This is a genomic window from Pseudoalteromonas sp. T1lg10, assembly GCF_002964545.1.
GTDB lineage: Bacteria > Pseudomonadota > Gammaproteobacteria > Enterobacterales > Alteromonadaceae > Pseudoalteromonas.
Genome location: NZ_PQBV01000042.1, coordinates 175,525 through 200,798, shown reverse-complemented (window position 1 = coordinate 200,798; position 25,274 = coordinate 175,525). Strand labels below are relative to the sequence as shown.

Genomic DNA, 25,274 nt, shown 5'->3' with positions numbered 1-25,274 from the left:
GCCAATAGCAAAGGGCTCGTAAGAGCCCCTTGAACGCCCTTATTCGGTCGTCGCCTCGCAGCCGGAAATAACTTCTGGCAACTCGGCCACCGCCTGTTCCGACAGCGGCGGGCTAAAGTAATAACCCTGCACCACAAAGCAGTTATTGGCTTTTAAGAACTCCATCTGCTCCTTGGTTTCCACGCCTTCGGCCACCACATTGAGATTCAGCTTTTGCGCCATGGCGATAATAGCCGCGGTGATCGCCATATCGTTCGGATCATCCGGAATATCCTGGACAAAGGAGCGGTCAATCTTAAGCACATCAACAGGGAAGCGTTTCAAGTAGTTAAGCGATGAATAGCCAGTGCCAAAATCATCAATGGAAATCGACACGCCCAGGCGTTTAATATCATGCAATTGAGAAATGGCGGTACCCACATCCCCCATCAGCATACTTTCTGTGAGCTCCAAATGCAGATTTTTGGGAGCCACCTTGGTCTGCTCAAGAATACTGGCAAGACTAGGGATCAAATTGGCATCTTGGAACTGGCGCACCGATAAGTTCACCGAAACATTTGCTTCAAGCCCAGCTTGGGCGCGGCGTGCGGAGAACCTGCAGGCTTCATGGAGCACCCATTCGCCAAGCTCAACAATCAAGCCCGTGGCCTCGGCGATAGGGATAAACTTCACCGGCGAAATGGCGCCCTGTGTCGGGTGCGTCCAACGGATCAAGGCTTCAAAACCCAGCACCTTGCCGGTGCGACTATCAACCTGAGGCTGATAATTCAGATGGAATTGGCTGTCACGAATACCTTGGCGTAGCTCGTTTTCAATATACAGGCGTTCGTTGGCGGCGGCGTTAAGCTCACTGGAATAGAAGTGATAGGTGTTTTTGCCCTTGGCCTTGGCCTCATACATGGCCAGGTCCGCATGTTTAAGGAGTTGGTCTTCCTCACTGCTGTCATCCGGCGCCATGGTAATGCCGATACTGGCACTGACGATCACCTCGTTATTGCCCAGGGTAATGGGCTGATTCAAGGTGTGCTGTATGGTGTGGGCTACGTTTCTAGCGCGCTCGTGACTTTCAATACCACTGAGCAGCACGGCAAATTCATCGCCACCAAGACGGGCTATGGTGTCTTCGGTACGCAAACGATTTTTCAAACGATTGGCCACCTCGACCAAAAGTTGATCACCGCTGTCATGACCCAGGGTATCATTAATGCGCTTAAACTCATCAAGGTCGAAATAAAACAATGCAAAGGCGTAGTGACCTCGCTCGGCCAGGGCCATGGACTTGCGCAGCTGCATGCGGAAGAAAGTGCGGTTAGCCAGACCGGTCAGGGTATCAAAATAGGCCAGTTGTTCCATTTTACGCTGGCTTTCTTTCACAAAGGAGATATCCTGCGCCGAAACCACATAGCTGCTTACGCCCCCTTCCTCATCGCGGATAGGTGACACGCTTAGAGACACCCACAGCGCCTTGCCGTCTATTTGCTCCAACATGGTATCGCCACGCCAATAATTGCGGGTGCGCAAATCGTATTCGATATCGTCGTTAAATATTGCCATTTCCTTGGCTATCACGTTCAGTAATTTGCCATTGGTAAAATGCTCTTCATTAAAGCCGGTCATTTCCAACATTTTCGGGTTTACATATTCGATTTGCAGCTGATAGTTGGTGATCAATACCCCGGTGCCAGAATGCGCCACCGCCTTGGACAAACGATTGGCGGCCCGCTCGGCAATGTCTTTTTCTTTAATACGCTGATTAAGGCCGGTGATGGTGTTGGCCAGCTCCACGCTCATGTCTTTAACAGAGCCGTTGAGTACGCCTATTTCGTCCTTGCCCTCGGGAGGAAATTCAGTGTCCATCTTGCCTTTAGCAAAACTGGAGACCGCATCTACAAGCAGATGAATACGGCGCAGCACCAGTTGATATAGAGCCTGATGTAACAACAAGGCGACCAAAATCGGGTAGAGAATAAAAAGTGCTAAGAATTTAATCTGTAACGCCTCAAGTGCTTCCAATGCACTCGATTGCTTACGATACATGCCCACATACCAGTTGAGACCCTCAAGCTTACTCATGGTGCCCAGGTACTGATCCCCTTCATATTCAAACTGCTCGTTCATGCTCGACTGGCCTGAATTCAAGGCCTTGCCGACTAACTCCGCCAGTTGGGGGGTAATAAAGTCGGACAGGCGCAGCACCCGCCCCTCACGGCCGTAACGCTGATATGTTGCCTCATCCAGGCTCGAATGGGCCAACAACTGGCCTTGGCCATCAACCACGAACACTTGCTGTTGCTTATCGTCCATGGGCAAGAAACGCAGCAAACTGCTAAGTTCGATATCGGCGCCGGTTAGGGCTAGATGTTCATTGTTCTGATAAATGGGCGTCACTATGCTGACCACCCATTTGCGACTCACAGTGTCGTAATACACAGGTGTCCATAGCGTAAGCCTATTGGGGTTTGGTTCTGGGCCAACACGATTGAAATTAATCGCATCATGGGTGCGATAATTATCCGGCCTCTCCATAGCCCAGGTTGAAGGCGCAATACGAATAAAACCATCGGCGGTTAACAAGTAAAAATTGGCAAACTCTTGCAGCAAAGTTGGCGAAATAACCCGCCAAAGTTGCTCGGAATGGGTAAACAATTGTTGATAATAAGGAGAGTAATTGGCTTTTGGCATTACCGCAGCGCTCACGCCATCACGGGTACTGCTGCGCAGGAGAGGCTCATCGCTGCTAATAAAATGCGGCGTCGATGCACTGCGCTCAAGCTCGCCAGAAAACAACTCCCTGGCCACCACCGCATTAGCTTGTTCGGCAATATTGATTTTACTATCAATTAATTGCCCAAATTGACCACTAAATCGGGCATTGTATTGGGTCAGTTGCTCATTTTCTTGGAGCATCAATTGTTTTTGCTCGGATTTGAGCATAAACACGGCAGCAAAAATACCGGCGATCAAGCATATAGCTGAGATCAATACCGATAGCTTTATGCTTAGCGAGTGTATGCCAAATCGCGATGGCGGACGCCTATAGACCACAGCCGATCCTTTTTTAAGTATCTGGTTTTTATTATTTTAGCTGGCTAGCAAATATAACAGTCACAGCGTTTATGTATAGCTCTTTTGGCGTTAATTATCAGCCAACCTTGTAACAACTAAGATAAAAGAATTAACAACAAGAATAATATAGTCTTTTGCGGAATAAACACCCAAATAAATTAATGCCTTAGTCTGCATTCTATAAGGTTTACTAGGCGATAATGACTAGGAGAGATGAACCTGCAAATAATTACCAAATAACCACCATAGGCCTATTGACTTTTAACCGCCCAAGCCAGTAGATTGAAGTCATGAACATTATCTCTTTCGTATTTTTTCGCTTCTTTATCTACCACCCTTGTTAGGGAGGCGCGAGCGAGTACGTGAGATTCACACACATGCTAAGGCCTCCCAAACGGGAGGCCTTTTTCGTTTTGGGAATGAGGAAACCTAATAATGACCAATGATACGCTCCTGGCACTGCGCCGAGACATCAATGAAATCGACTCTGAGCTGTTGATTTTATTGGCAAAACGCCGCCGCATCAGCCATTCGGTGGTGGAATATAAAATCGCCAATAACAAGCCCATTCGCGATGAAGCGCGAGAGCAGGAGTTACTGGAAAAGCTGATAAGCTATGGTAAATCGCTCGGCCTGGATGCCTACTATATCAACAGCGTGTTTCAGCGGGTGCTCGAAGACTCGGTACTGCACCAGCAAGCCATGTTGCAGCAAAACCTCAACCCAGAGGTATTGGGCGAGACCAATCGGGTGGCGTACCTTGGCGGCCAGGGCTCATACTCCCAGCTGGCGGTGCACAAATACTTCAGTCGCCGTCCCGGTAAACTGGTCGAGATGGGCTGCGCCCAGTTTGATGAAATCACTGGCGCGGTGGAAAAAGGTCAAGCCGACTTCGGCGTGCTGCCAATTGAAAACACCAGCTCGGGCAGCATCAACGAGGTATTCGACCTGCTCCAGCACGCCCAGGTTTCCATTGTTGGCGAAGTCACCCATTCGGTGGAGCACTGCCTCTTGGTTAAACCCGGCACCGAGCTGGGCGACATTACCAAGCTTTACGGCCACCCCCAACCCTTTGCCCAGTGCAGTCGCTTTATTCAAGGTCTAAATGAAGTACAACTGGAAAACTGTGACTCCACCACCAGCGCCATGAAGGCGGCGCTTAATTGTGATAACAGTGCGCCATCGGCTCTGCGGAAGCTGGCAAGCACTTAGGTCTGGAGGTCTTAAAAACCGGCATTGCTAATCAAAGTGAGAACCACAGTCGCTTTATCGTTGTGGCGCGTAAAGCCATGCAGGTTTCAACACAAATACCGACCAAGACCACATTGATTATGGCCACGGAGCAGCATGTGGGTTCATTGGCTGATGCGCTCATGGTGTTCAAGGAGCATGGCATTAACATGGTGAAACTTGAGTCACGTCCGGTTCCTGGCAACCCTTGGGAAGAAGTGTTTTATGTGGATTTAATTGCCAATCTGGCGGAGCCAAAGGTGCAACGCGCTCTTGAGGCCCTAAAAGATCACACCCAGTTTGTACGCATCCTGGGGTGTTATCAAAGCGATTCACTGCAGGCGGTGGAAGTGAATTAACACCTAAAAAAAGAGCCAGAAGTTATGACTTCTGGCTCTTTTGCATTGTGGGCAGGTTAATTTGCAAGACCAATTAACTCGATTTCCGCGATTTGTACCAGGCCATCATTATTGGCATTTTTACTGATACTCACGCGATAACTGCTATAGGCAAAGCCGTTGCTAAAGCTAAAGGCACGCCGCTGAAGTCTGTCATCCCAGCTCTCGCCGACCCAGGATGCCACTTCCACCCAGGCTTCGCCGCCGTCATTGGAGCCAAGCAGGCTGAAGTTTTCCGGATCCCGCTCTGGGGCATCATTGGCACTGGTAATGACGATTTCACTGATAACCTGAGGGGCACTAAAGTCGGCCTGTATCCAGGAAGGGTTTTCAGCCGTTGGTGCGCCCTGCCAGTCGTTATGGTCCAGCCACTTAGTGCTTGGGTCATTATCAAAGGCCTTATCCTGATTTTCGCCATCGCCAATACTAGAGCGCGCACTAAAGAGGGTGCCAGGCAGCTCGGTTAAATCCTGCAACTGATACTGGGGACCAATAAAGCCCACCTCGGCAATTTGCACCAGGCCATCATTGTTGGCATTGGCACTTACCGACAGGCGGTAATGCGAATAGGCCAAGCCATTGCTCAGGGCAAAATTACGTTGCTCTAAGCGCTCGGAGAATTCCTCCCCTGCCCAGCTCGCTAATGACAGCCAGGTTTCGCCATCGTTCGAGGCCAACAGCGAAAAGCTCGCCGGGTCACGCTCGGGCGCATCGTTGGCACTGGTGATCATCAGCTCATTCACGGCTTGCGCCTCGGCCAGCTGCACCTGGATCCACGCCGGGTTTTCCTCGTTGGGTGCGCCCTGCCAGTCATTGTGATCCAGCCACTTGGTGCTCACATCCCGGTCAAAGGCCTGCGCCGCGCTCTCGGAATCACTGATACTAAAACGGGCACTGTAGCTGGCGCCATCGCTCACAGAGTGATCCAAGCCCTCAAGTTCGGGACCAATCAACTCCACTTCGGCGAGTTGCAGCAAGCCATCGTTATTTTTATTTTTAGTTACTTCCAGGCGATAGCTGCTATAGGCAAGTTGATTGGCCACGGCGAAGGTACGGCGCTCGGTACGCTCATCAAAGGCCTCTCCGACCCAGCTTGCCAGGGTTATCCAGCTTTCACCGCCATCATTAGACGCCAGCAGCGAGAAGTTTTCCGGATCGCGCTCCGGGGCATCGTTGGCGCTGGTAATGGCCAGCTCATTAACCGCTTTTGGAGCACTGAGGTCGAGCTGAATCCAGGACGGATCCGCGTCACTGGGCGCACCTTGCCAGTCATTGTGATCCAGCCATTTGGTGGTTGGGTCATTATCAAAGGCCTTATCCTGGTTTTCTGCATCGCCTATGCTGTTGCGGGCCGAGGCGATCGCTTGTGGGTCATCACTGTGGTCCACGCTCATATGCACGGGGCCAACAAAATCGATTTCGGCCAGTTGCAGCAAGCCATCATTGCCCTGATTCTTGGTGATATTGATACGGTAGCTGGCGTACGCCTGAGCGTTGGCAAAAGCAAATTCCTGACGCTCAAAACGCTCATCAAAGGTGGCACCGACAACGGTAGCTAGGGTTAGCCAGCTCTGGCCACCATCATTGGACGCCAGAATATCGAAATTTTCCGGGTCGCGCGCCGGGGCGTCGTTGGCACTGGTAATGAATACGCTGCTGATCGCCTGTGGCACGGCAAAGTCCACCTGCACCCAGGACGGATCTTCTACACTTGGCGCACCTTGCCAATCATTATGGTCGAGCCACTTGGTTTGCACGTCATTATCGAAGGCCTTATCGGCGCTTTCCGCATCACTGATGGCATTGCGGGCACTGATGGTGGCATCCAGCATGGTTTGCACCGTGCTCACTTCCTTAAGCGGCCCTGTGCTACTTGCCTCATCAAACAAGGGCAAGGTTAAATCAACAATAGACGCACCACTGAACCCTAACTCAGCGCTCAAGGGATGCCGTTCAATAGCATCAAACAGACGTTGGCGAAAACGCTCGAGCGCCTCGGCATCATCCGCCAAGGCCGCACTGATATCGGCTTGTGCAGCACCCAAATTAGCGGCGAGGGTTTCGCCGCTATTCAGCTCGGCAAAGGCGGCGTTAAGTAATGACAATTTAATGCTGGCTTCATCGATTAATGGAGTCTGGCACTGCTGCTCACCGGCCTCATTGGTTTCGCATTGCTCGGCCCCCTGAAAGTTTGCCAGGCTATGGGCACTGACCACGGGCGTTTCAAAAACATTGGTGTTATTGGTTTGCCAGCCCATGATACGCAGCAGTAAGGCTGACATATCCGCTTGCGCCAGCGCCATCAACTCGGCACTGGAGACATTGCGACCGTTGGCAATTTCCTGCTCCACCAAAAACGTCGCCAAGGTGGTCAGGGCGTTGACCTGCATGCTTGCATCCGCCTCACCATCGGCCTGATTGCCATAGGGCACGCTCACCTGAGCCAAGGTGCTTAGCTGCGCACCGACAAGAGCGTCGCCGCTTAGCTCTTGGGCAATTTGCGCATCGCCACACATGAGCGCATCACACACCATACTCGATTGCGCCGTGGTGCTGGCTGTCACCTTCACCGTGGTATTAATACCAAATCCTGGTGCGCCCGTGACGGTGAAAAACACCTCCCCTTGGGTATCCGTCATGGCCTCGGCATCGATGCCAAGCTCGGTGCCATTTAGGCTGGCCACACTTATCTGCGCGCCACTTAAGGTCCCTTTGACCACTGAGCCTGCCAGCTCTGCGGCCGTACTTGCCGCAGTAACCGGGACGTCTTGAGGGTTAGGATCATCACTGCCGCCGCAGCCACTTAGCACAGTGCACAGTACCAAGGGCACCGATGTCACTTTGATAAAATTAGACTTTTTCATATTGCTACCTTGTTCTTTACTGATGCGCACCGCCCGAAGCTGGACATTATTGCTCTTCTTTCTTGCCATCAATTCGGGCCAAGATGCGCATGTCACATAATGAGTTAATTAAAAACGATACGTTAAGCCGGCATAGTAGCGACGACCGCTGTAGCTGCTGCTGCGCAACCTGGCCTTGCTGTCCTCACCATAAAAGGTTCTTGGCTCCTCCTCGGTCAAGTTGATCACCGAGGCGCTAAAGGACAGGTTATCCATCAAGCTATAGGAAGCGTTTAAGTCGACCTGTTGGTAGGGCTCCTGGTAGACGGTCAAGCCATCGGCAAGGCCCAGTGCGGTCTTGCCGCGACGGTTGTAGGAAGCACGAACACTGAAGGTATCGTTCTCAAAGTAAGCAGAGAAGTTGAACTGGTTATCGGCGCTGCCCACCAGAGCAGACTCACCGACCTTTTCACCATCGACACTGACATCCGCCTGGTTGGTGTCATTGAGGGTGTAGTTGGTGTTAATGCCGAAACCGTTATCAAAGGCGTGCTGGGCGAATATCTCAATACCGCGCGAGGTAGCATTGGTACCGTTTGCCGTGGTGGTAAAGGGCGTCACCGTGATCTCCCCTTCGGGCACGATCATCTCACCGGTATTGGGGTTGGTAAAACCGTCAAAAGGACGTACCGAGGTGATAATCAAGGGCACGATAAAGTTATCTACGTCCTTGTTAAACAGCGCGATACCAACCGCAGAGCCCTCCCCGTAATAATATTCGGCGGAGATATCCGTTTGCACCGACTCATAGGGTTTTAAATCCTTGTTACCACCAGATCCCTGCCAGCCCGGCTCAACCGGGTTACCACGGAATTCCAGGCGATCGTCGGCCCACTCCTGAGAGATAAAGGTCAGTTGCTCCGGAGCCCCTAGATCGTTGTATGGGGCGCGCGACATGGTTTTCGCCGCAGCGGCGCGCAGCACCAGGTTGTCGGTGGCATCCCACACCAGGTTTAAACTGGGTAAGAATTGATGGTCGGTGGAGGTGCGGCCAATGGTTTCTTCCACATCGAGTAAACGGCGCTCACCAAGAATGTCTTCCTGAGTGACATCATCAATGTCGTCCAGGAAGAAATTGATCTTGTCCGAAGACATAATATCGGTTTCGGTTTTTACGTAACGGACACCGACATTGCCGCGCAGGCTTTCATAGGAAAAATCCGCCTGCACATAGGCGGCGGTGATTTTCTCTTCGATATCAAAGACAAAATCCGGCTCTTTGCGGGTGTAGTTGGCGTATTCACTGGTGACGATATCGCGGTATTTGTCCCAGTTAATGGTGGGCATGACGTTAACATCAAAACCACCGGGAATGTTCTGCTCTGAACGGCTATTAAGCACATCTTCCAGGTTTGGCATGCCACCGATCCATTGGTAGGAAACCTCGTCGATGGCACCTTGGCTAAATGGATCAAGTGTACCGTTAGCGATGCCCGCCGCCCCCTCTTGGGTGATAAAGAAGGTGTTATTGGTTTCGCGGTGCAAGCTGGTCTTACGGTGTTTCACCCCCACCCGCAGGGTATCAACCCAACCCGAGCTCAAATGGTAGCTAAAATCCAACTGCCCATAATCTTCTTCCAGATCACTGACGATATAACTCGAGCCGGTCGAGCCCGGATCCGGGTCGCCGGCAACACCCCCCAGCAGGTTATCCAGAAGGGCTGGATCCGTATACAAGGAGACGCGGTCACCCAAACGCCAGCCGGCAAAGGCCGCTGCATTTTCCACCCGGCCGGAATCACTGCGACCGGCGGGCTGGCCACTTTTGTACGCCGCACGCCAAGATTCAGACGGGCCTCCACTGGCCTTGGTGCGACCAAATTTACCTTTTAAGTCATAGACGTCGCCGCTGTATTCAAAGCCGAAGTCATAGGTGTCTGAGGTGTCTTCTTCAAGGGTATAACTACCTATAATCCAGGGGAATTCCATATTTCCCTCAGTGCCACCGGCGCCCGTGGTAAAGTCCATGCCCGTCACTATGGTGCCGCTCTGATCAAGCTCAACCCCAACCAGGTGATTGGGGTTGTATTTCCATTCCGGGATCCACATTTGCGAGGTCGCTCTGTCCTGACCCAATTCAAAATGGAAGTAGTTAAAGGTCAGTTCCAGGGTATCCATGGGTAGCCACTGCAAGGTGGTTTGAATCCCTTCACGCTCACGTTTTTCTTTGGTTACCCCAACGCCGGCAACCTGAGGCGTCCAGACGCCGTCATACACATTGCCATAAGCATCTTCTAGGGCGGCGAAACGTCGGCTGCTGTCGATAATTTCATTGCCCTGGGTATCAACCGCGGGTAGATCTGAGCTGGTAGCCCAGCGCCAGCCACCGCCGCCACTCATATCTCCGCCTAACGAGCGGTTGGTGCGGTCCTGACGAGAATAACCGACTAACACACCCAGGTTCTCGTCATCATTTTTCCATGAATACACGCCGTTGAAGTTGGGCTCGTATTTTTCGGTGACATCGGCATAGGTGTATTCGAGGTTTAGGGCGCCAGAATTGGCATCCATATCCAATGGCTTACGGCTGTGGATAATCACGGTCCCACCCACCCCACCTTCATCTAAGCGCGCCTCTGAGGACTTAAATACTTCCACGGACTGCACCATGGTCGAAGGTAGTAAGGAGTAACTAAATGAACGTGACGGTGAGCCCGGAGACGAGGCAATAAAGTTACCATTGAGTTGGGTAAAGGTCAGATCCGATGACAAACCGCGAATACTAACGTTTTCCCCTTCACCGCCGCTGCGGGAGATAACGATACCGGGAACTCGCTGCAAAGAGTCGGCGACGTTTTTATCGGGAAACTTGCCTATGTCTTCGGCGGTAATGGCATCGACAATGGCATTGGACAGGCGTTTAATTGCCATATTTTCTGCCATTGAAGCACGTATTCCGCGTACTTCGATGGTTTCTATTTCTTTTTTATCTTCGTCTTCTTCGACGCTGGGGTCGGCATAGGCTGCATTTCCCGCCGCCATCATTGCTAAAAACAGTGCAGACTTTGTGAACCGCTGCGCATGACCCGCGCCTCGTCGGTTGTTCTTATTGTTGGCCATTTCAGTCTCCAAGTATCTTTCTTATTGTTGCTCGCCAAACAAAAGACTGACGAGAAATGTCGCCTACGTTCCTATTACTGCCTTACTTTTCACAAGTTAATAGTTTGTAAAACTTGCCCACAGAATAGAGTCATGACCAGTTGGAGCGATAATATAAATTCGGTGAGCTCTAAGACAAAATCGGCGTATAGACTAAAAAAAGATCCAATTAACTACGGCCTGATTTATAGTGCACACCCTATAAGAATGGCTAACCCAGAATCAAAATAAAAACGATAACAACATGATTAAAAAGGATTTATAAGATTACAAAACAATTAATATTGAAACGGTGACAAAAAGACAAAACACAGCAAGGGGGATCAATGAACGCCGACAATAGTAAAATTCTTGAAGTTTGTCTGAATGCGGACAACCTCCAGATGCTTAGACAGAACCTTGCTGTGGTGTGCAACAGTGGTGCTCGGCGCATTGAGTTGTGCGCCAACATGGCCCAAAACGGCACCACACCGAGTACTCAGGCCATGACACTTGCCGGTGAGTTAGTGACGGCAAATACCGAGCTACTTGTGATGATCCGCACCAATACCCACTCCTTTAGAGTGGATACGTCAACCTTAGCGCAGATGCTTAACGCCATAGAAGCGGCCGCCGCCCATGGCGCCACTGGGGTCGTCTTTGGCGCCCTGAGCGTAGCGGGCAAAGTAGACGCTCCAATAGTGGAGGCCCTGGTGAAACAGGCTAAACAAGCTGAACTCACATGCACCTTTCATCGTGCTTTTGATGCCATCGACAATCAATTCAACGCCCTGGATACCCTGATAAACCTCGGGTTAGACCGGGTGCTCAGCAGCGGCACTCCCTGGCAAAGTGGCCTGGGCGCCGCGGCAGGGATAGAACGCCTACGGGCATTAGTAAGGCATGCCGGCGGCCGTATTGAAGTGGTCGCAGGCGGCGGGGTGACGGCGGAAAATGCCGGAGCCCTTTGGCAAACCCTAGCGCGTGAAGGCGGTCCTCTTTCACTGCACAGTTACTGCGGCGTACACAAGGCGCAAGACCAGGTATCACATTCGGCTCTCGAGGCAATACTAGATGCAACAGACTAAACAGGATACGCAAACGCCCAGCATTCCCAGGCTTTATCTCGGTATTGATGGCGGTGGCAGTAAATGCAAGGTGCGCCTTGAAGATAGCAATGGCTTATTCCTCGCCGAAGCGACATCGGGACCCGCCAACATAGCAACTTCCTTCAATCAGGCCCAGGAATCGATCACCGAGGCTGCTGTGCGTGCTTTGATGTACGCCGATTTGCCGCTTGAGAAATTAAACACCATCCATGCCTGTGCAGGCTTGGCCGGGGCTTCAGTGCCATCGGCCTTAAACAAAATGATGCAATGGCAACATCCATTTGCGCGCTTGGATATCACCACGGATATGCATATCGCCTGTGCCGGCGCTCATCAAGCCGGTAAGGGCGCGGTAATCATTATCGGTACCGGGTTTTGTGCCGGCGCCATAGACCAAGGCCGGATGCTTGAATTTGGCGGCCACGGGCTGCTGCTAAGCGACGGCGCCAGCGGTGCCTGGCTAGGGCTAAACCTGGTGCGCCATACACTGGAGGTACTGGATGGTCTAACAGTTTCATGCCCCTTGAGTGACGCCCTGTTGCAATACACCCATTGCAACACCGCAGGAGAGCTTACGGCGCAAAGCATTAATGCCACGCCGGGCTATTTTGCCCAGTTTGCTCCTTTGGTGTTTCGTCATGGCCATGAAACCTTGGGGAAAGCGCTCCTCAGCCAAGCCGCTTGTTATGTATCTCGCTATATCGACCATTTACAACATCAAGGCTTTAGCCGCATCTGTTTGATGGGCGGCGTTGCTCATGCACTCGAGCCCTGGCTCAGCGATGAATACCGCGACCTGCTCACCCCCATGCAGGCAACACCGGAAAGTGGCGCGATTGCGCTGTTGCACCATAGACTAGGGGGTTAGGGTCTGTTTGCAGAATCTAACCCTCGATAGTTTCCCGCAGCTTGGAAGGCACATCACCAAAGAGGCGCTTGAACTGTTTGCTGAAATAGCTGGGCTCGGCAAAGCCACATTGGTACGCCACCTGCGACACCGGCAGTTGCGTTTCCACCAGCAGTTTGCGGGCATTCTCAAGGCGCACTTCGTTAATGTACTGGTTGGGCGTTTTTGCCAGATGCTTTTTAAAGCGACGCTCCAGCGCACTCACCGATAGGTGCGCCAACTCGGCGAGCTCTTCGATGCCTATATGGCGATGAAAATGGCTGCGAATATACTCCACCGGCGCCTCAATGGCCTTCACATGCGACAAAGCCTTGGACGTTTTTTGCAAATGGCGCGTTACGCCATAGGTGCCGATGATCTTCCCTTGCTCATCTTTTAGCACATGCTTGGAGGTAGAAAACCAGCCGAGCTCTCCCCTGTCCGTGTAATTCAGCTCCAAGCGGTCGGTCACCACATACCCCTGCATCACCCGCTTATCGTCATTCACATACTGAAACGCCAAGTGTTTAGGGGAAAAGTCGAAGTCCGTTTTAAACAGGATCTGGTCGAGAGACTTAAACCCTTGGTGCTCGATAAAGTGTTGATTACCATGCAGGATTCTACTGTCGGTATCCTTTACCCAAAAAAGAATGTCGGGGATCAGATCAAAAGCGGCAATCAATTGATTTACGCCGACTTTATGTAGAAATTCGGTACGTTCCATGGGCTTGCGCATACTCAAATTAAGGGGCTCGTGCTTTTATTGTAAACGCCGATTTTGTTGCATTGTCAACCGAATTTTTATTATCCCCCAAGCAGCCCACTTCCCTATTATCGATAACACGATGTTAACTAAACTCATAAGCACGGTGTTTTTCAACCCTGTTTTACACCCGAGCGCTAGCACCCTGCTTATAGGAAATATTAGATGAGTATCAAACGAATTCGAATGGCCATGGTCGGCGGTGGTGAAGGTGCCTTTATAGGCGCGGTACACCGTATTGCGGCTCGCCTAGACGGGCAAATAGACTTGGTCGCCGGCGCTTTTAGTTCAGATCCAAAGCGCTGCCTAAGTACGGGACAAACACTCGGGCTGGACCCGGCGCGTTGCTATGGGGATTATCAAAGCCTAATCACGGGGGAAGCCCAGCTAACGGCGGATAAACGCGCCGACTTTATCGCCATCGTCACGCCCAATCACTTGCACTTCCCGGTGGCTAAAATGGCCATAGAACACGGCTTCCATGTGCTCTCGGATAAACCTGCTACTCTCACCTTTGCTGAAGTACAACAGCTTGCTAACTTGCTTGAACAAAATACCAGCCTGTACGGTTTGACCCATACCTACACAGGTTACCCCATGGTCAAAGAGGCCAAACAGCGCGTTATCTCCGGTGAGCTTGGCGCCATTCGCAAGGTGGTAGTGGAATACTCTCAGGGCTGGCTGTCGCAAGCGGCGGATGAACAAGGCAAACAGGCGAAGTGGCGCTTGGATGCCAACACGTCTGGCATTAGCTGCTGTATGGGTGACATAGGCGTTCATGCCGCCAACCTGGTGGAGTATGTCAGTGGCCTGGCCATCACCGAGCTCTGTGCCGATCTTAACCAGGTTTTGCCGGGGCGCGCCTTAGATGATGATGGCACCGTGTTACTGCGTTTCAATAATGGTGCCAAAGGCGTGCTAATGGCCAGCCAAATCGCTGTCGGCGAGGAAAATAATCTGCGCCTGCGCATTTATGGTGAACATGCCAGCCTGGAGTGGGCACAAATGGACCCCAATAGTCTCTGGCTTCGCCCCCATAATGCCCCCGCGCAATTGTTGCGTGCTGGTGTAGGCCCCCTGAGTGAGGCCGCCATGACGGCACTGCGTACTCCCGCGGGCCACCCTGAGGGTTACCTCGAAGCCTTTGCCAATATTTACCGCAACTTTGCGGCGCAGATCAGCGCGTACAAGGCGGGTCAGGTTTCGAGTAACGAGGCATTTGATGTACCCGGCATCGACCAGGCCGTTCGTGGCATGGCGTTTATTTACAATGCCGTTGCGGCGTCTAAGCAAGACAGCAAGTGGCACCCTTTCACAATGGATCACTAAAACGTATGAAACAAATTAAAGGACCAGCCATTTTTCTTGCCCAGTTTGTCGGCGATGAAGCACCGTTTAACAACCTGCCTAACATTTGTCGCTGGGCCGCAAGCTTGGGCTATAAGGGCGTGCAAATACCCAGTGGCGACAAGCGCTTATTTGACCTTGAGCAAGCCGCGCAGTCACAGGAATATTGCGACTCCATAAACGCTATCGTCAAGGATGCCGGGCTGTGTATCACAGAGTTGTCCACCCACCTGCAGGGCCAGTTGGTTGCCGTGCATCCCGCGTATGATGAGATGTTTGATAACTTTGCTCCAGATGAAGTTAAGGGCCAACCTCAGGCGCGGCAAAAATGGGCTACGGAGCAATTGCTGATGGCCGCCAAGGCGAGTCAGCGTCTGGGCTTAAAAAGCCACGCCACCTTCTCCGGCGCGCTGCTGTGGCACACCATGTACCCATGGCCGCAGCGCCCGCAGGGACTGGTTGAGCAGGGGTTTGAGGAATTAGCAAAACGTTGGCTGCCGATTTTGGATGCCTTCGATAAGGCCGGAGTAGATGTCTGCTATGAACTGCATCCCGGTGAGGATTTACACGATGGCGCCACCTTTGAGCGCTTCTTGGCGGCGACCAATAATCATCCACGGGCGCATATCCTCTACGATCCCAGTCACTTCGTCTTACAACAGTTGGACTATCTGCAATTTATTGATATCTATCACCAACGCATTAAAGCCTTTCACGTCAAAGACGCTGAGTTCAATGCCAGCGGCCGCGCCGGTGTGTACGGCGGTTATCTGGACTGGCAAGCGCGTCCGGGACGTTTCCGCTCCCTAGGCGATGGCCAGATAAACTTTGGTGCCATTTTCAGCAAATTGACCCAGTACGGGTTCGACGGCTGGGCTGTGCTGGAGTGGGAATGCTGCATCAAGCACCCCGAGTCGGGCGCTCGCGAGGGAGCTGAGTTTATCGCCAAGCACCTGATCACGCCCACCGACAAAGCATTTGATGATTTCGCCGGGGCCAGTACCGACAGCGAACGCAACAAACGCATTTTGGGCATTAACTAATGAGGACACCCACAATGGATAATAATCATAATAACCGCCTTGTGTTTCGCCTGTGCTGTATTGCATTGGTTGTAACCTCAATGACCTTCGCTATTCGCGCCGGCATTCTCGGTCAGTTAGGCGAGCAGTTTTCGCTCAGCGATACCGAACTTGGCTGGGTAAACGCCATGGCTTTCTTAGGCTTCCCTATTGCGACTATGGTCGGTGGCGCTATCTATAACGCCATCGGTGCGAAAAAATTGGTGGCGCTGGCCTTTGTCTGCCACTTCGCTGGTTTGGTAATGACCATTTACGCCGATGGCTTTTGGGCGCTGCTGCTGTCAACATTCTTAATTGGCTTCGCCAACGGTTCGGTTGAGGCCGGCTGTAACCCGCTTATCGCCGAAATGTATCCCAATAACAAAACCACCATGCTTAACCGTTTTCATGTCTGGTTCCCGGGCGGCATTGTCATTGGTGCCCTGGCCTCAAATGCCATGACCTCAAATGGCTTTAACTGGCAATGGCAGGTGGGTCTTATCATCATACCAACCATCATTTATGGTTTGATGATGTTCAAGGCACAATTCCCGCAATTCGACACTCGCACACACTCAACATTGAGTAATTTGAAGAACTTATTCTCACCTGTATACCTCTTCTTAGTGGTGTGTATGACGCTAACGGCCACCACTGAGCTGGGTACACAACAATGGATTGAGCGAATTTTAGGTGCTTCTGGTGCATCCCCTATGATGATCCTTGCCTTGATAACAGGTTTGATGGCTATTGGTCGTTTTTTTGCCGGGCCCATAGTGCATAAATTTAACCCATCGGGTGTGCTCTTGGGCTCAGCGGTATGTGCGACTGCAGGTATTTTCGTGATGAGCCAAGCCACCGGCAGCATGGTTTACGTGGCTGCTGTGCTATTTGCTATCGGTGTAACCTACTTTTGGCCAACTATGCTCGGCTGCGTGGCTGAATACACGCCAAAAACCGGTGCATTGGGCATGTCGCTTATCGGCGGTGCCGGCATGTTCGCAGTGAGTTTGTGGAATCCAGTCATTGGTAGCTGGATTGACAATGCACGTACGCAGGCACAGGCCGCAAATCTTGACGCACAACAAGCTGAATTACTTGCGGGTCAAGCAGTGCTAGGAAACATTCTGCTGTTCCCAGCCATCCTTATCTTCGCCTTTTTAGGCTTTTATTTTTATATCAAGAACAATAAGGGCGCACTAACACACGCCCAGGTAGCAACAAGTAAAGACTAACATGGGTTTCCTACTATGAAAAATTCGATTAAAGCCCTACCGTTAATGTTCGCTCTAAGCTCCACGGCCTGTGCGTGGGCGCAGGACAACCAGTTGACGGAGCAAGAGCAACAAGCCGGTTGGCAATTGTTATTTGACGGCAAAGACATGTCTCAGTGGCGTAACTTCAAAAGTGATGGCCTGAATAAACAGTGGCAGATAGAAGATGGCGCCATGACCTTAACCGCCGGGGGCGGCGGCGATATCCTCACCAAGAAAAGCTATGACGACTTTGACCTGCAATTGCAGTGGAAAATCGCCCAAAAAGGCAACAGTGGCATTTTCGTGCTTGTGGATGAAAAAGGCAGTGCCATCTACTCCCATGCCCCGGAAATCCAAATTCTCGATAATAAAGAGCACCCGGATAACAAGGTTGACTCGCACCTGGCGGGCTCAATTTATGATTTATTCGCAGCCCCAAGCAGTGCGCATAAAGTAGCTGGCCAGTGGAATGATGTGCGCATTCGTCTGCGCGATAACCACCTCGAGGTATGGCAAAACGGCATCAGCACCACCAGCATAGTGATAGGCAGCACCACCTGGAATGCCTTGGTCGCCAACAGCAAGTTTGCTACCTGGCAGGGCTTTGCCCAGGGCCAAGGTGGGCACATTGGCTTGCAAGACCACGGCGACCGCGTGTGGTTTAAAAATATCAAGATTAAGGAGCTGTAGTGATGGCAAAATTTGATCATAAAGTGCTGGTTGTCGGCTCGGGCGCCGGTGGCGCCATGGCGGCCTATACCCTGGCTAAGCTGGGTCACAAGGTGCTAATGCTCGAAGCGGGACGCGACTATAACCCAAAAACCGAAAGCCCCATGTTTAAGCGCAATAGCGAAGCGCCCTTAATGGGCGCCGGCAACAAAGACAAAAACTTTGGTTTTTATGACGCCACGGTAGATGGCGGCTGGCAAGTACCCGATGAACCTTACACCGAGGCAGAAGGCACCGACTTCTACTGGTGGCGCGCGCGCATGCTAGGCGGTCGCACCAATCACTGGGGTCGCTACTCGCTGCGTTTTTCCGAACATGACTTTAAAGCGAAAAGCCGCGACGGCCATGGTGCTGATTGGCCATTTGAATACCAAGATCTTGCTCCTTGGTACGATAAAACCGAGGCCATAGTCGGGGTGTGTGGCACCAACACCGGCCTAGATGATATGCCGCCGTCTTCTGAAGGCATTTTGCAGCCGCCACCCAAACCCCGTGTTCCAGAGTTACTTGTGGCTGCGGCTGCGAAAAAGCTTGGCATTCCTGCAGCACCCATGCACCGCGCTGTGCTTACCCGCCCTCTTGACGACCGTATGGCCTGTTTTTATGCCACTCCCTGTGGCAGTGGCTGCTCCATAGGTGCGGCATTCCAAACCACCACCTCCCTTATTCCCTTGGCAAAAAAGACGGGTAACTTGGAAGTGATCACCGATGCCATGGTTAAGTCCGTGTCCGTGGACGATAACGGCAAGGTCACCGGTGTCACCTATGTGGATAAGAAAACCATTACCGAGCATGCCATCAGCGCCGATGTGGTGATCCTGGCGGCCAGCGCCTGTGAGTCTGCGCGCATCATGTTGAATTCCAAGTCCGCGGCGCACCCCAATGGTGTTGCCAATTCCAGCGGCCAAATAGGCAAAAACCTGATGGACAGCACAGGTGCCTGGTTGGGAGCACAGATCCCTGCCTTGAAAGGTCGCCCGCGTTACAACGAAGACGGCCATACCGCAAACCACCTGTTTATTCCTTGGTGGGGGCATAAGGCTCAGGCACAAGGAGAACTTGATTTTCCACGTGGTTACCACTTCGAGATCAGCAGCGGCTTCCGCCAACCTGGTTCCGGCGTATCTGGTGATAAACAAGGCTATGGTCCTGAGCTTAAGCAGCAAATTCGTGATGCATACGGCTCATACGTTGGTTTCGCATTACGCGGTGAGATGCTGCCCAACAAAGATACCTATATGGAGATTGACCCAGAAGTGAAAGACAAATGGGGTATCCCTGTGTCTAAATTCCACTTCAAATGGTCAGACAGAGAACTTAAGCAAATTGAGCATGGCCTCAAAACTGCTAAACAAATCCTAGAGACCATGGGCGCAACCGTCGGTGAACTGCCCTCTGCCGAAAAGGCGATTTCAAAAGGGGGAGAAATCATTCACGAAGTTGGCACCACGCGCATGGGCAGCTCACCGAAGGAGTCGGTTACTAACCAATGGGGCCAAACATGGGATTGTGACAATCTCTTTGTTATGGATGCCGGTGTATTTGCGTCTAACCCACATAAGAACTGCACGCTTACGATCATGACGTTAGCTATGCGCAACTCAACTTGGCTCAGCGAACAAATTGGCAAAGGAGCGTTATAATGCACCATCAAGACAGAGACAACGCCTATCAATACAAATCAGGGATGACTCGTCGCGAGTCACTCAAATGGCTAGGCTTATTAGCAGCTGGTTCAGCGGTCACTCTCACGTCAGCTTGCTCCAAAGCGCTTGATGTCACTGCAGCAAGCAGCAAAGGGCATTGGCCAGATTTAGATCTGAAACCCATTACCGCACCGGGCTATGGTACTGATCCAAACTTAGTGATCCCGCCGCAGTCGCCTTGGCCACTGACTTTAAGTGCAGCTCAGCTCACTTTAGTCGCCGTGTTAGCGGATTGGATTGTGCCACGCGAGGGCTCAATTCCTTCTGCATCGGAATTAGAAGTGCCAGCTGTCATTGATGAGTGGGTCAGTGCGCCTTATGAGGGACAACAACGCGACCGCATTACTATTTTGAATGCGCTGGCCTGGATAGACGATGAGGCTCAACTGCGCTTTAAGGCCAGGTTTGCCGCCCTGAATCGCGCTCAGCAGCAGGCGATTATCGACGATATCGCCTATTACTCAGATAAAACCCCTGAGCAGTTTAAGCGCATTGGTAAAGCCTTTTTGCGCTTTAAAGATTTAGTGTTGGGAGCGTTTTTCTGCTCTCCGCAAGGCTGTAAAGACATTGGCTACTTAGGCAATGTGCCTATTGGCGGCGACTATCCAGGGCCCAGTGCACAAGCCAAAGCCCACCTCGATAAGGTGCTAGATGAGCTCGGACTCAGTACCTACGCCTACCAGGATTAATACATCTAGCGCACCGCAGAGCCCATTTATGGGCTCTAATTTTATGGACTCAAAATGAAATATATTTCTTTTAACCCTATTGTTTGGCTTTGTGTTTTAGCTTTGTCTCTGCCGACGGCGGCAAAACAGCCGCAGATTAAGACCCCTCCCATCAGCGTGCAGCTTTGGTCTGTAAAAGAGGCCCTTAAAGCCGACTTTCACGGAACCCTTGAGGCACTTGCGAACATGGGCTTTGCCGGTGTTGAATTCGCCGGAGACTTTGGCCCCTATGGTGACAACCCCAGCGCCCTTAAGAAAACACTGGCCAAGCTTGGTCTTCAAGCCAGCAGCGCCCATATCGGCTTTGATGTCCTCACTGAACAAAAGCTAGCCCACACCCTGCTGTTTTATAAAACACTCGGAGTTAACACCCTGTATGTTCCCTGGGATGAGCGTGCCTGGGATGCCAACCGAATAGCCCAGTTTACCGAGCAACTAAGCGCCGCTCATGCACAAGCCCGGCACTTCGATATGGAGATCGGTTTTCATAACCATGAACGTGAGTTTGAACCCTATAAAGAGGCGACGTTTTGGGACTATATTGCTACCCACACCTCGAACTCCTTGCCATTGCAACTGGATATAGGTTGGGTACATTACGCTCAACAGGACGTTCAGGCCTTAATTAAGGCCTACCCGCAGCGTACCCGCTCTGCGCACATTAAGGTAGTCGCCAAAAACAATGGCCTTAGCCCCATTTTAGGAAACAATGGTTTTCAGTGGGATGAAATCATTCAGACTTTGATTGCTGAGGGTAAAACTCAGTGGCTGGTATTAGAGCAGGAACAATATCCCGAGCAGATGACCCCACTGCAAAGTGTAGCGGCATCAAAGCAAGGACTGGATAAGGTGCTCGCGCGTCTTCAGAACTAATCTAACCCGGCCTTTTTCCCACACAAAAAACGCCACCCCTAAGGTTGGCGTTTCATTATTTGTTTGCTACTCGCTAAATACACTGTGCGGTCATATCCCAATCATTTTTGCGATTGATATTTGCGGTGATGCTGGTGCATACCTTTTTCGCTTCCTGATCGGTTAGACCCCAAAAGATCAAGGCGCCTTTACGGGCGTCGCGATTACCGTTTAAATGAATATAGTGAGTACGCGCCGGCTGTTGCTGCAACATGGAGGCATAGCGCTTATCCAGACTTTCTTTGCACTCAAAGGTGACATGGGAGCAAAAGTTCTCCTCTACGCACTGATCCACAAAGTCCTGAACCAGATTGGCATCACAGGCACCTTCCTTATATCTGTGCCCCACTCCGATCATCTCAATCTCACGCCCTGGTAAGTTGTAAGTGATACGAGCCTGGGCATACACCATTTCCCGCTCTGGGGTAAAAATCTCACTATTATTGTAGAAATAATAAATTGCCGCACCGATTGCTGCCAATATTAATATATTTTTCATTTAGTTACCTCTTCGTCCATTGAAGTTTTGAGTAGCCAGTGTAGAACAGTTTTGTACCTAATCCAAATATGCTCCGAGTAAGTGCTAAGCAGGCCTTTGCCGTTAAAAGCAATCACCCGCATAAGAGCTATACTCTATAGACAGATTGGAGCATGAATTATGAGCCAAAAACGAGCCTTTTATCGCGTCCACAACAAGGTGATTTATATGTCATTTAAGCGCTCTTTTGCGAATGAAAATGACGGCACGGAGTTGCAGTCGCCATCCCCTAAAAAGCTCGCTCAAGTAATTAGGCTAAAACCTAAGCATTACCGGCATTAAGACAAGCATTAGGACGATATAGCCGCGACAAATATACAAGGTTGAAAGCCTAAGGTTACGCCGTATCTCTAAAAAATGCATACTTCCTATAAACCAACCGGCTTAATTCCAGATGTAAGGGAATAAGCAAAATATAAATATAATCGGCAAGCCAGTAGCCAAAATCAATCAGCCACTGCACATATTCTGTAAATCCAAACGTGCTAAGTTGGGGAGCCAAGAAAGTGCCAATAAGCATAAACGGCAAGGCAAAAAGGAAAAATAGAAATTGCACTATGGTCGCCAGCCCTATTACAAGGGCAAAGAATAAAAAGGCGTTGGTTGCTTGCATGCGTTTAGCGTACAAGTAAGGGATGCAGGGGGAGGCCAATAAGAAGAACAGCATTATCCAACCAGCCATTATGACCTCAACTCCTTGAAGAGGCGCCCCATCAATACCAAACCCAGACATGAAAGAGAGGTCGCCAGGCCACCTACCAGCCCCAACAGAAGAGTCCCTTGTAGGGGCATTTGTATCAATATGCCCAAGATAGCAAAGGTGATACATCCATATATTAAAAACCGTAACACAATCATAAATCCTCCATGATCATACCTATTTTTTCATGCTCCAGTTAGCTGGGCTGAGGCTGCCCTCGCAAGCTATCCAGCCACTGCTGCGGGTTGGCCAGAATAAACTCGTAGGCTTGTCCGTTGATTAAGGTGATTTTAATCGCCTCGCTCGATAGTGGAATTACACCCCCACCCTTTGCTGATGTGCTTTGCACAGTGGCAATACTGCTACGAGAAAAGGCATAGGGCCCAAGGCCGAATGTTTCATTGAAGGGGCTAAATTGCAGTTCACTGTCGGTTAAAACCAGTTCGCCGTCGGCGCGCGCCACACCGCACTGAGCCGTGGCATTAGCCGACTTTAAAATAGACGCTGACATATCACACTCCTTTGCAACTAGGTTGCTATTCGTCCCAAATTGATGAGGTTTATGCTTTGATATCAAAAAGCTAGCAGCCTATTAGCGATTAAACAAACCAAAACCAGTAAAATAATTGAGTAAGTTTGCTTTTCAATCCTGCTTTTTACCCATGGGCCAAAATGGGATCACCGCAGGCACCCGATTTTTGTAATCCACATAGACATTGCCAAAACGAGACACCAGGGATTTTTCCTCAAAATACAATCCAATAAAGATATAGACAGTCATGCAAACTGAAAGCATCAACTGGGTCATGCTCATAAAGGGCGTAAACCAGACCCCCATCAAGACCCCGGTTTGAATGGGATGGCGCACCATTTTATAAAGAAAAATTTCTTTAAATTCATGACCTTCATCTGGGTTCATGGATAAACTTTGTTTTAACCCCATCAAATGAAAGTGGTCTATCTCAAAGGTGGCTAGCACCAAGATAAGCCAGCCAAAGACATGTAGCGCACGCAATATAATCACCGCGACCTGGTTATCTGTGTGCCAAACCGTTCCGGCGATGGGTTGCCAGTAGAAACAAAAAGCGAACATAAAGAGGCCGGAAATGAGCACATAGATACTGCGCTCCACCGCCGCGGGCACAATCTGAGTCAGCTTTTTCTTAAAACTGCTGCGTGCCGCCAGGCTATGGTGCAGACCAAATAACAAGATAATGAATAAATTAATGAGGATAGCCTGGGTGCCAGCGCTGCCGGCCGGCTGAGAATTGATATGCAAAGGTAAAAAGCTCCATCCCCCTAAATACAGCATAAATGCTGTGAGTCCTGCCAGCCCAACGAGATAGGCAAAAATCCCAAAGAGTGACACTAAGAGCCTGTTCATACTATTCTCCCCGACCCCGGCCGGAATCAAGCATAATTGAGCTTATAATTTACCGTTCGAGGTACAAACTAGCACCTATGCTCACCTCCTTGTTTGCGAGGGCCGATTAAAATCTAATTTAACTATAGACTTAATCTGTGCTTATGGTGGCTAAAAACATAGGTGGCTGGAGGTTAATTTTCAGGGCAAAGTCATATCGACTTAAAAGAAACCGGTCGGCGCTTAGCACCGACCTAGTATGTGGGAAGCGCCGATATGATTAATCCAACACCTTGGCATCATTGGCTTTATTAAGCAGAGCCCGACTTTGACGCAAAAACTGGTCGCTGGCATCGCTAAAGAAATGTTTGGCATCGTTAAAGGCGGCGATTAAGGCATCCTTATCCTTATCGCGAAGCATGTTCAGGGTTTGCTCGTAGGTGTTTTGGTACGCCTCAAGCAGCGGCTCGACGCGGTCAAACTGGGCCAGCATAATATCGCTGTAAAGCTCCGGGCTTTGTGCAAATAACCGCCCTACCATCATCAGCTCTAACTGATAGATGGGCGATGAGCAGTCGCGAATTTCCTGCAAGCTGTGCTCCTGGCGCGCCAGAAACTGACCGTATACAAAGGTGGTTAAGTGGCGCATCACTTGAATTATTTGCATGGCCTCATCGTGTTTACGTGCGCTCATTGTCACCAGCTGGCAACCCCAAACCTTAAGCTGGGCTTGCAAGGCATCCCCAGCCTTACTCTCACGACCCGGGCACACCACCACTGTTTGCTTAACCCAATGGCTGATGTCGGGGCCAAACATGGGGTGTAAGCCCAGCACAGGACCGCTGTGCTTTTGTGTCAGCGCCGCTAACGGCTTTTCCTTAACCGAGGTGATATCTACCAGTAGCGCGTCCTCATCGAGCGCAGGGAGTGATTCAACCACCTTGTCAACGGCATTGATGGGCACACTGATAATCACGCACTTTGCGCCGCGAATAATCTCTTCGGCCTTGCCTTGCTGCTGTTCATCCTTATCGAGAATACGCACCTCAACGCCACTGCGGATAAGTTGCTTGGCAAACAACTGACCCATGGCACCGCGACCACCGACTATCACTGCAGGGCTAAGCTCAGGGCAAACGCAGGCGAGTTCACTTTGTTGATTTTGATAGGCCTCGCGCATCATGCGGCGGAGAATATCTTCGACCAGGTCGGGATTCACGCCTTGTTCTGTTGCTTGCTCACGGCGCGCGGCAAGGAGAGCGGCTTCACGATCCGGGGCATGCAAAGGCGCACCATAACGCTGCTTGACCTTACCGACCTGCTCGGTGATCTGATTACGTTTTGCTAAAAGGCGGACTAATTCACTGTCGCAGGCGTCTATTTCGCTGCGTAACTGGGCTAACTGCTGCTCGGCTGACATTATGTAAACTTATAATTACATGCGGTAAATTAATAATTACACCGATACTAACACAATCAAAGCGGAATTGAAGGGTTAGCT

The 25,274-nt window shown here is 51.0% G+C and carries 18 protein-coding genes and 1 pseudogene; 10 read left to right on the top strand and 9 right to left on the bottom strand.

Annotated features, from left to right (window positions below):
* Positions 1 to 39: 39 nt before the first annotated feature.
* The gene (locus C2M17_RS12130; RefSeq protein ID WP_105201015.1) at positions 40 to 3,045 is read right to left on the bottom strand and encodes a bifunctional diguanylate cyclase/phosphodiesterase; all 3,006 of its coding nucleotides are present in this window, start codon (positions 3,043 to 3,045) and stop codon (positions 40 to 42) included.
* Between the two features lie 456 nt (positions 3,046 to 3,501).
* On the opposite strand from C2M17_RS12130, the pseudogene C2M17_RS12125 reads away from it, so the two are divergent.
* Positions 3,502 to 4,655 (top strand): annotated as a pseudogene (locus C2M17_RS12125) (chorismate mutase).
* A gap of 56 nt (positions 4,656 to 4,711) precedes the next feature.
* On the opposite strand, the gene C2M17_RS12120 reads toward C2M17_RS12125, so the two are convergent.
* Together C2M17_RS12120 and C2M17_RS12115 are read right to left on the bottom strand one after the other, a co-directional pair.
* Positions 4,712 to 7,558 carry a discoidin domain-containing protein gene (locus C2M17_RS12120; protein ID WP_105201014.1) on the bottom strand — a complete coding sequence of 949 codons (2,847 nt, stop codon included), beginning with the start codon at positions 7,556 to 7,558 and terminating at the stop codon, positions 4,712 to 4,714.
* 108 nt (positions 7,559 to 7,666) lie between these two features.
* Positions 7,667 to 10,657, bottom strand: a complete 2,991-nt coding sequence (locus C2M17_RS12115) for a TonB-dependent receptor (protein ID WP_105201013.1) — start codon at positions 10,655 to 10,657, stop codon at positions 7,667 to 7,669.
* Positions 10,658 to 11,022: 365 nt separating this feature from the next.
* Here C2M17_RS12115 and C2M17_RS12110 point away from each other — a divergent pair, with 365 nt between their 5' ends.
* Entirely contained in the window at positions 11,023 to 11,763 is a 741-nt protein-coding gene (locus C2M17_RS12110) for a copper homeostasis protein CutC (RefSeq protein WP_105201012.1), read from the top strand.
* Positions 11,750 to 12,652: a BadF/BadG/BcrA/BcrD ATPase family protein gene (locus tag C2M17_RS12105; RefSeq protein ID WP_105201011.1), complete on the top strand. Its 903-nt coding sequence runs from the start codon at positions 11,750 to 11,752 to the stop codon at positions 12,650 to 12,652. The genes C2M17_RS12110 and C2M17_RS12105 overlap by 14 nt, the downstream gene beginning before the upstream one ends.
* Positions 12,653 to 12,668: 16 nt before the next feature.
* Here the strand turns inward: C2M17_RS12105 and C2M17_RS12100 are convergent, their stop codons facing one another.
* Positions 12,669 to 13,394 (bottom strand): AraC family transcriptional regulator, encoded by a 726-nt coding sequence (locus tag C2M17_RS12100; protein WP_105201099.1) that lies wholly within the window; start codon positions 13,392 to 13,394, stop codon positions 12,669 to 12,671.
* Between the two features lie 204 nt (positions 13,395 to 13,598).
* On the opposite strand from C2M17_RS12100, the gene C2M17_RS12095 reads away from it, so the two are divergent.
* From C2M17_RS12095 to C2M17_RS12065, 7 genes are read left to right on the top strand one after another with little or no spacing between them, the layout of a single operon-like run.
* Positions 13,599 to 14,762, top strand: coding sequence for a Gfo/Idh/MocA family protein (locus C2M17_RS12095; RefSeq protein WP_105201010.1), 1,164 nt, complete (start codon positions 13,599 to 13,601; stop codon positions 14,760 to 14,762).
* Positions 14,763 to 14,767: 5 nt separating this feature from the next.
* Positions 14,768 to 15,823, top strand: coding sequence for a sugar phosphate isomerase/epimerase family protein (locus C2M17_RS12090; protein WP_105201009.1), 1,056 nt, complete (start codon positions 14,768 to 14,770; stop codon positions 15,821 to 15,823).
* 14 nt (positions 15,824 to 15,837) lie between these two features.
* Positions 15,838 to 17,076: an MFS transporter gene (locus C2M17_RS12085; protein WP_105201008.1), complete on the top strand. Its 1,239-nt coding sequence runs from the start codon at positions 15,838 to 15,840 to the stop codon at positions 17,074 to 17,076.
* A 15-nt stretch (positions 17,077 to 17,091) separates the two neighbouring features.
* The gene (locus C2M17_RS12080) at positions 17,092 to 17,787 is read left to right on the top strand and encodes a 3-keto-disaccharide hydrolase (protein ID WP_105201007.1); all 696 of its coding nucleotides are present in this window, start codon (positions 17,092 to 17,094) and stop codon (positions 17,785 to 17,787) included.
* Positions 17,788 to 17,789: 2 nt separating this feature from the next.
* Positions 17,790 to 19,469: a GMC family oxidoreductase gene (locus C2M17_RS12075; RefSeq protein WP_105201006.1), complete on the top strand. Its 1,680-nt coding sequence runs from the start codon at positions 17,790 to 17,792 to the stop codon at positions 19,467 to 19,469.
* Positions 19,469 to 20,221, top strand: a complete 753-nt coding sequence (locus tag C2M17_RS12070; protein ID WP_105201005.1) for a gluconate 2-dehydrogenase subunit 3 family protein — start codon at positions 19,469 to 19,471, stop codon at positions 20,219 to 20,221. The genes C2M17_RS12075 and C2M17_RS12070 overlap by 1 nt, the downstream gene beginning before the upstream one ends.
* A gap of 54 nt (positions 20,222 to 20,275) precedes the next feature.
* A complete protein-coding gene (locus tag C2M17_RS12065; protein ID WP_105201004.1) occupies positions 20,276 to 21,133 on the top strand; it encodes a sugar phosphate isomerase/epimerase family protein in 858 nt (285 codons plus the stop codon).
* Positions 21,134 to 21,206: 73 nt separating this feature from the next.
* Here the strand turns inward: C2M17_RS12065 and C2M17_RS12060 are convergent, their stop codons facing one another.
* The 5 genes from C2M17_RS12060 to tyrA all read right to left on the bottom strand — a co-directional run bounded on the left by C2M17_RS12060 (position 21,207) and on the right by tyrA (position 25,193).
* Entirely contained in the window at positions 21,207 to 21,671 is a 465-nt protein-coding gene (locus C2M17_RS12060; RefSeq protein ID WP_105201003.1) for a hypothetical protein, read from the bottom strand.
* Positions 21,672 to 22,047: 376 nt separating this feature from the next.
* Positions 22,048 to 22,392 carry a hypothetical protein gene (locus C2M17_RS12055; protein WP_158677968.1) on the bottom strand — a complete coding sequence of 115 codons (345 nt, stop codon included), beginning with the start codon at positions 22,390 to 22,392 and terminating at the stop codon, positions 22,048 to 22,050.
* A gap of 214 nt (positions 22,393 to 22,606) precedes the next feature.
* The gene (locus C2M17_RS12050) at positions 22,607 to 22,921 is read right to left on the bottom strand and encodes a hypothetical protein (protein WP_105201001.1); all 315 of its coding nucleotides are present in this window, start codon (positions 22,919 to 22,921) and stop codon (positions 22,607 to 22,609) included.
* 132 nt (positions 22,922 to 23,053) lie between these two features.
* On the bottom strand, positions 23,054 to 23,794 hold the full coding sequence (locus tag C2M17_RS12045; RefSeq protein ID WP_105201000.1) for a methyltransferase family protein: 741 nt from the start codon (positions 23,792 to 23,794) through the stop codon (positions 23,054 to 23,056).
* 259 nt (positions 23,795 to 24,053) lie between these two features.
* Positions 24,054 to 25,193 carry a bifunctional chorismate mutase/prephenate dehydrogenase gene (gene tyrA, locus C2M17_RS12040; protein ID WP_105200999.1) on the bottom strand — a complete coding sequence of 380 codons (1,140 nt, stop codon included), beginning with the start codon at positions 25,191 to 25,193 and terminating at the stop codon, positions 24,054 to 24,056.
* Positions 25,194 to 25,274 lie beyond the last annotated feature (81 nt).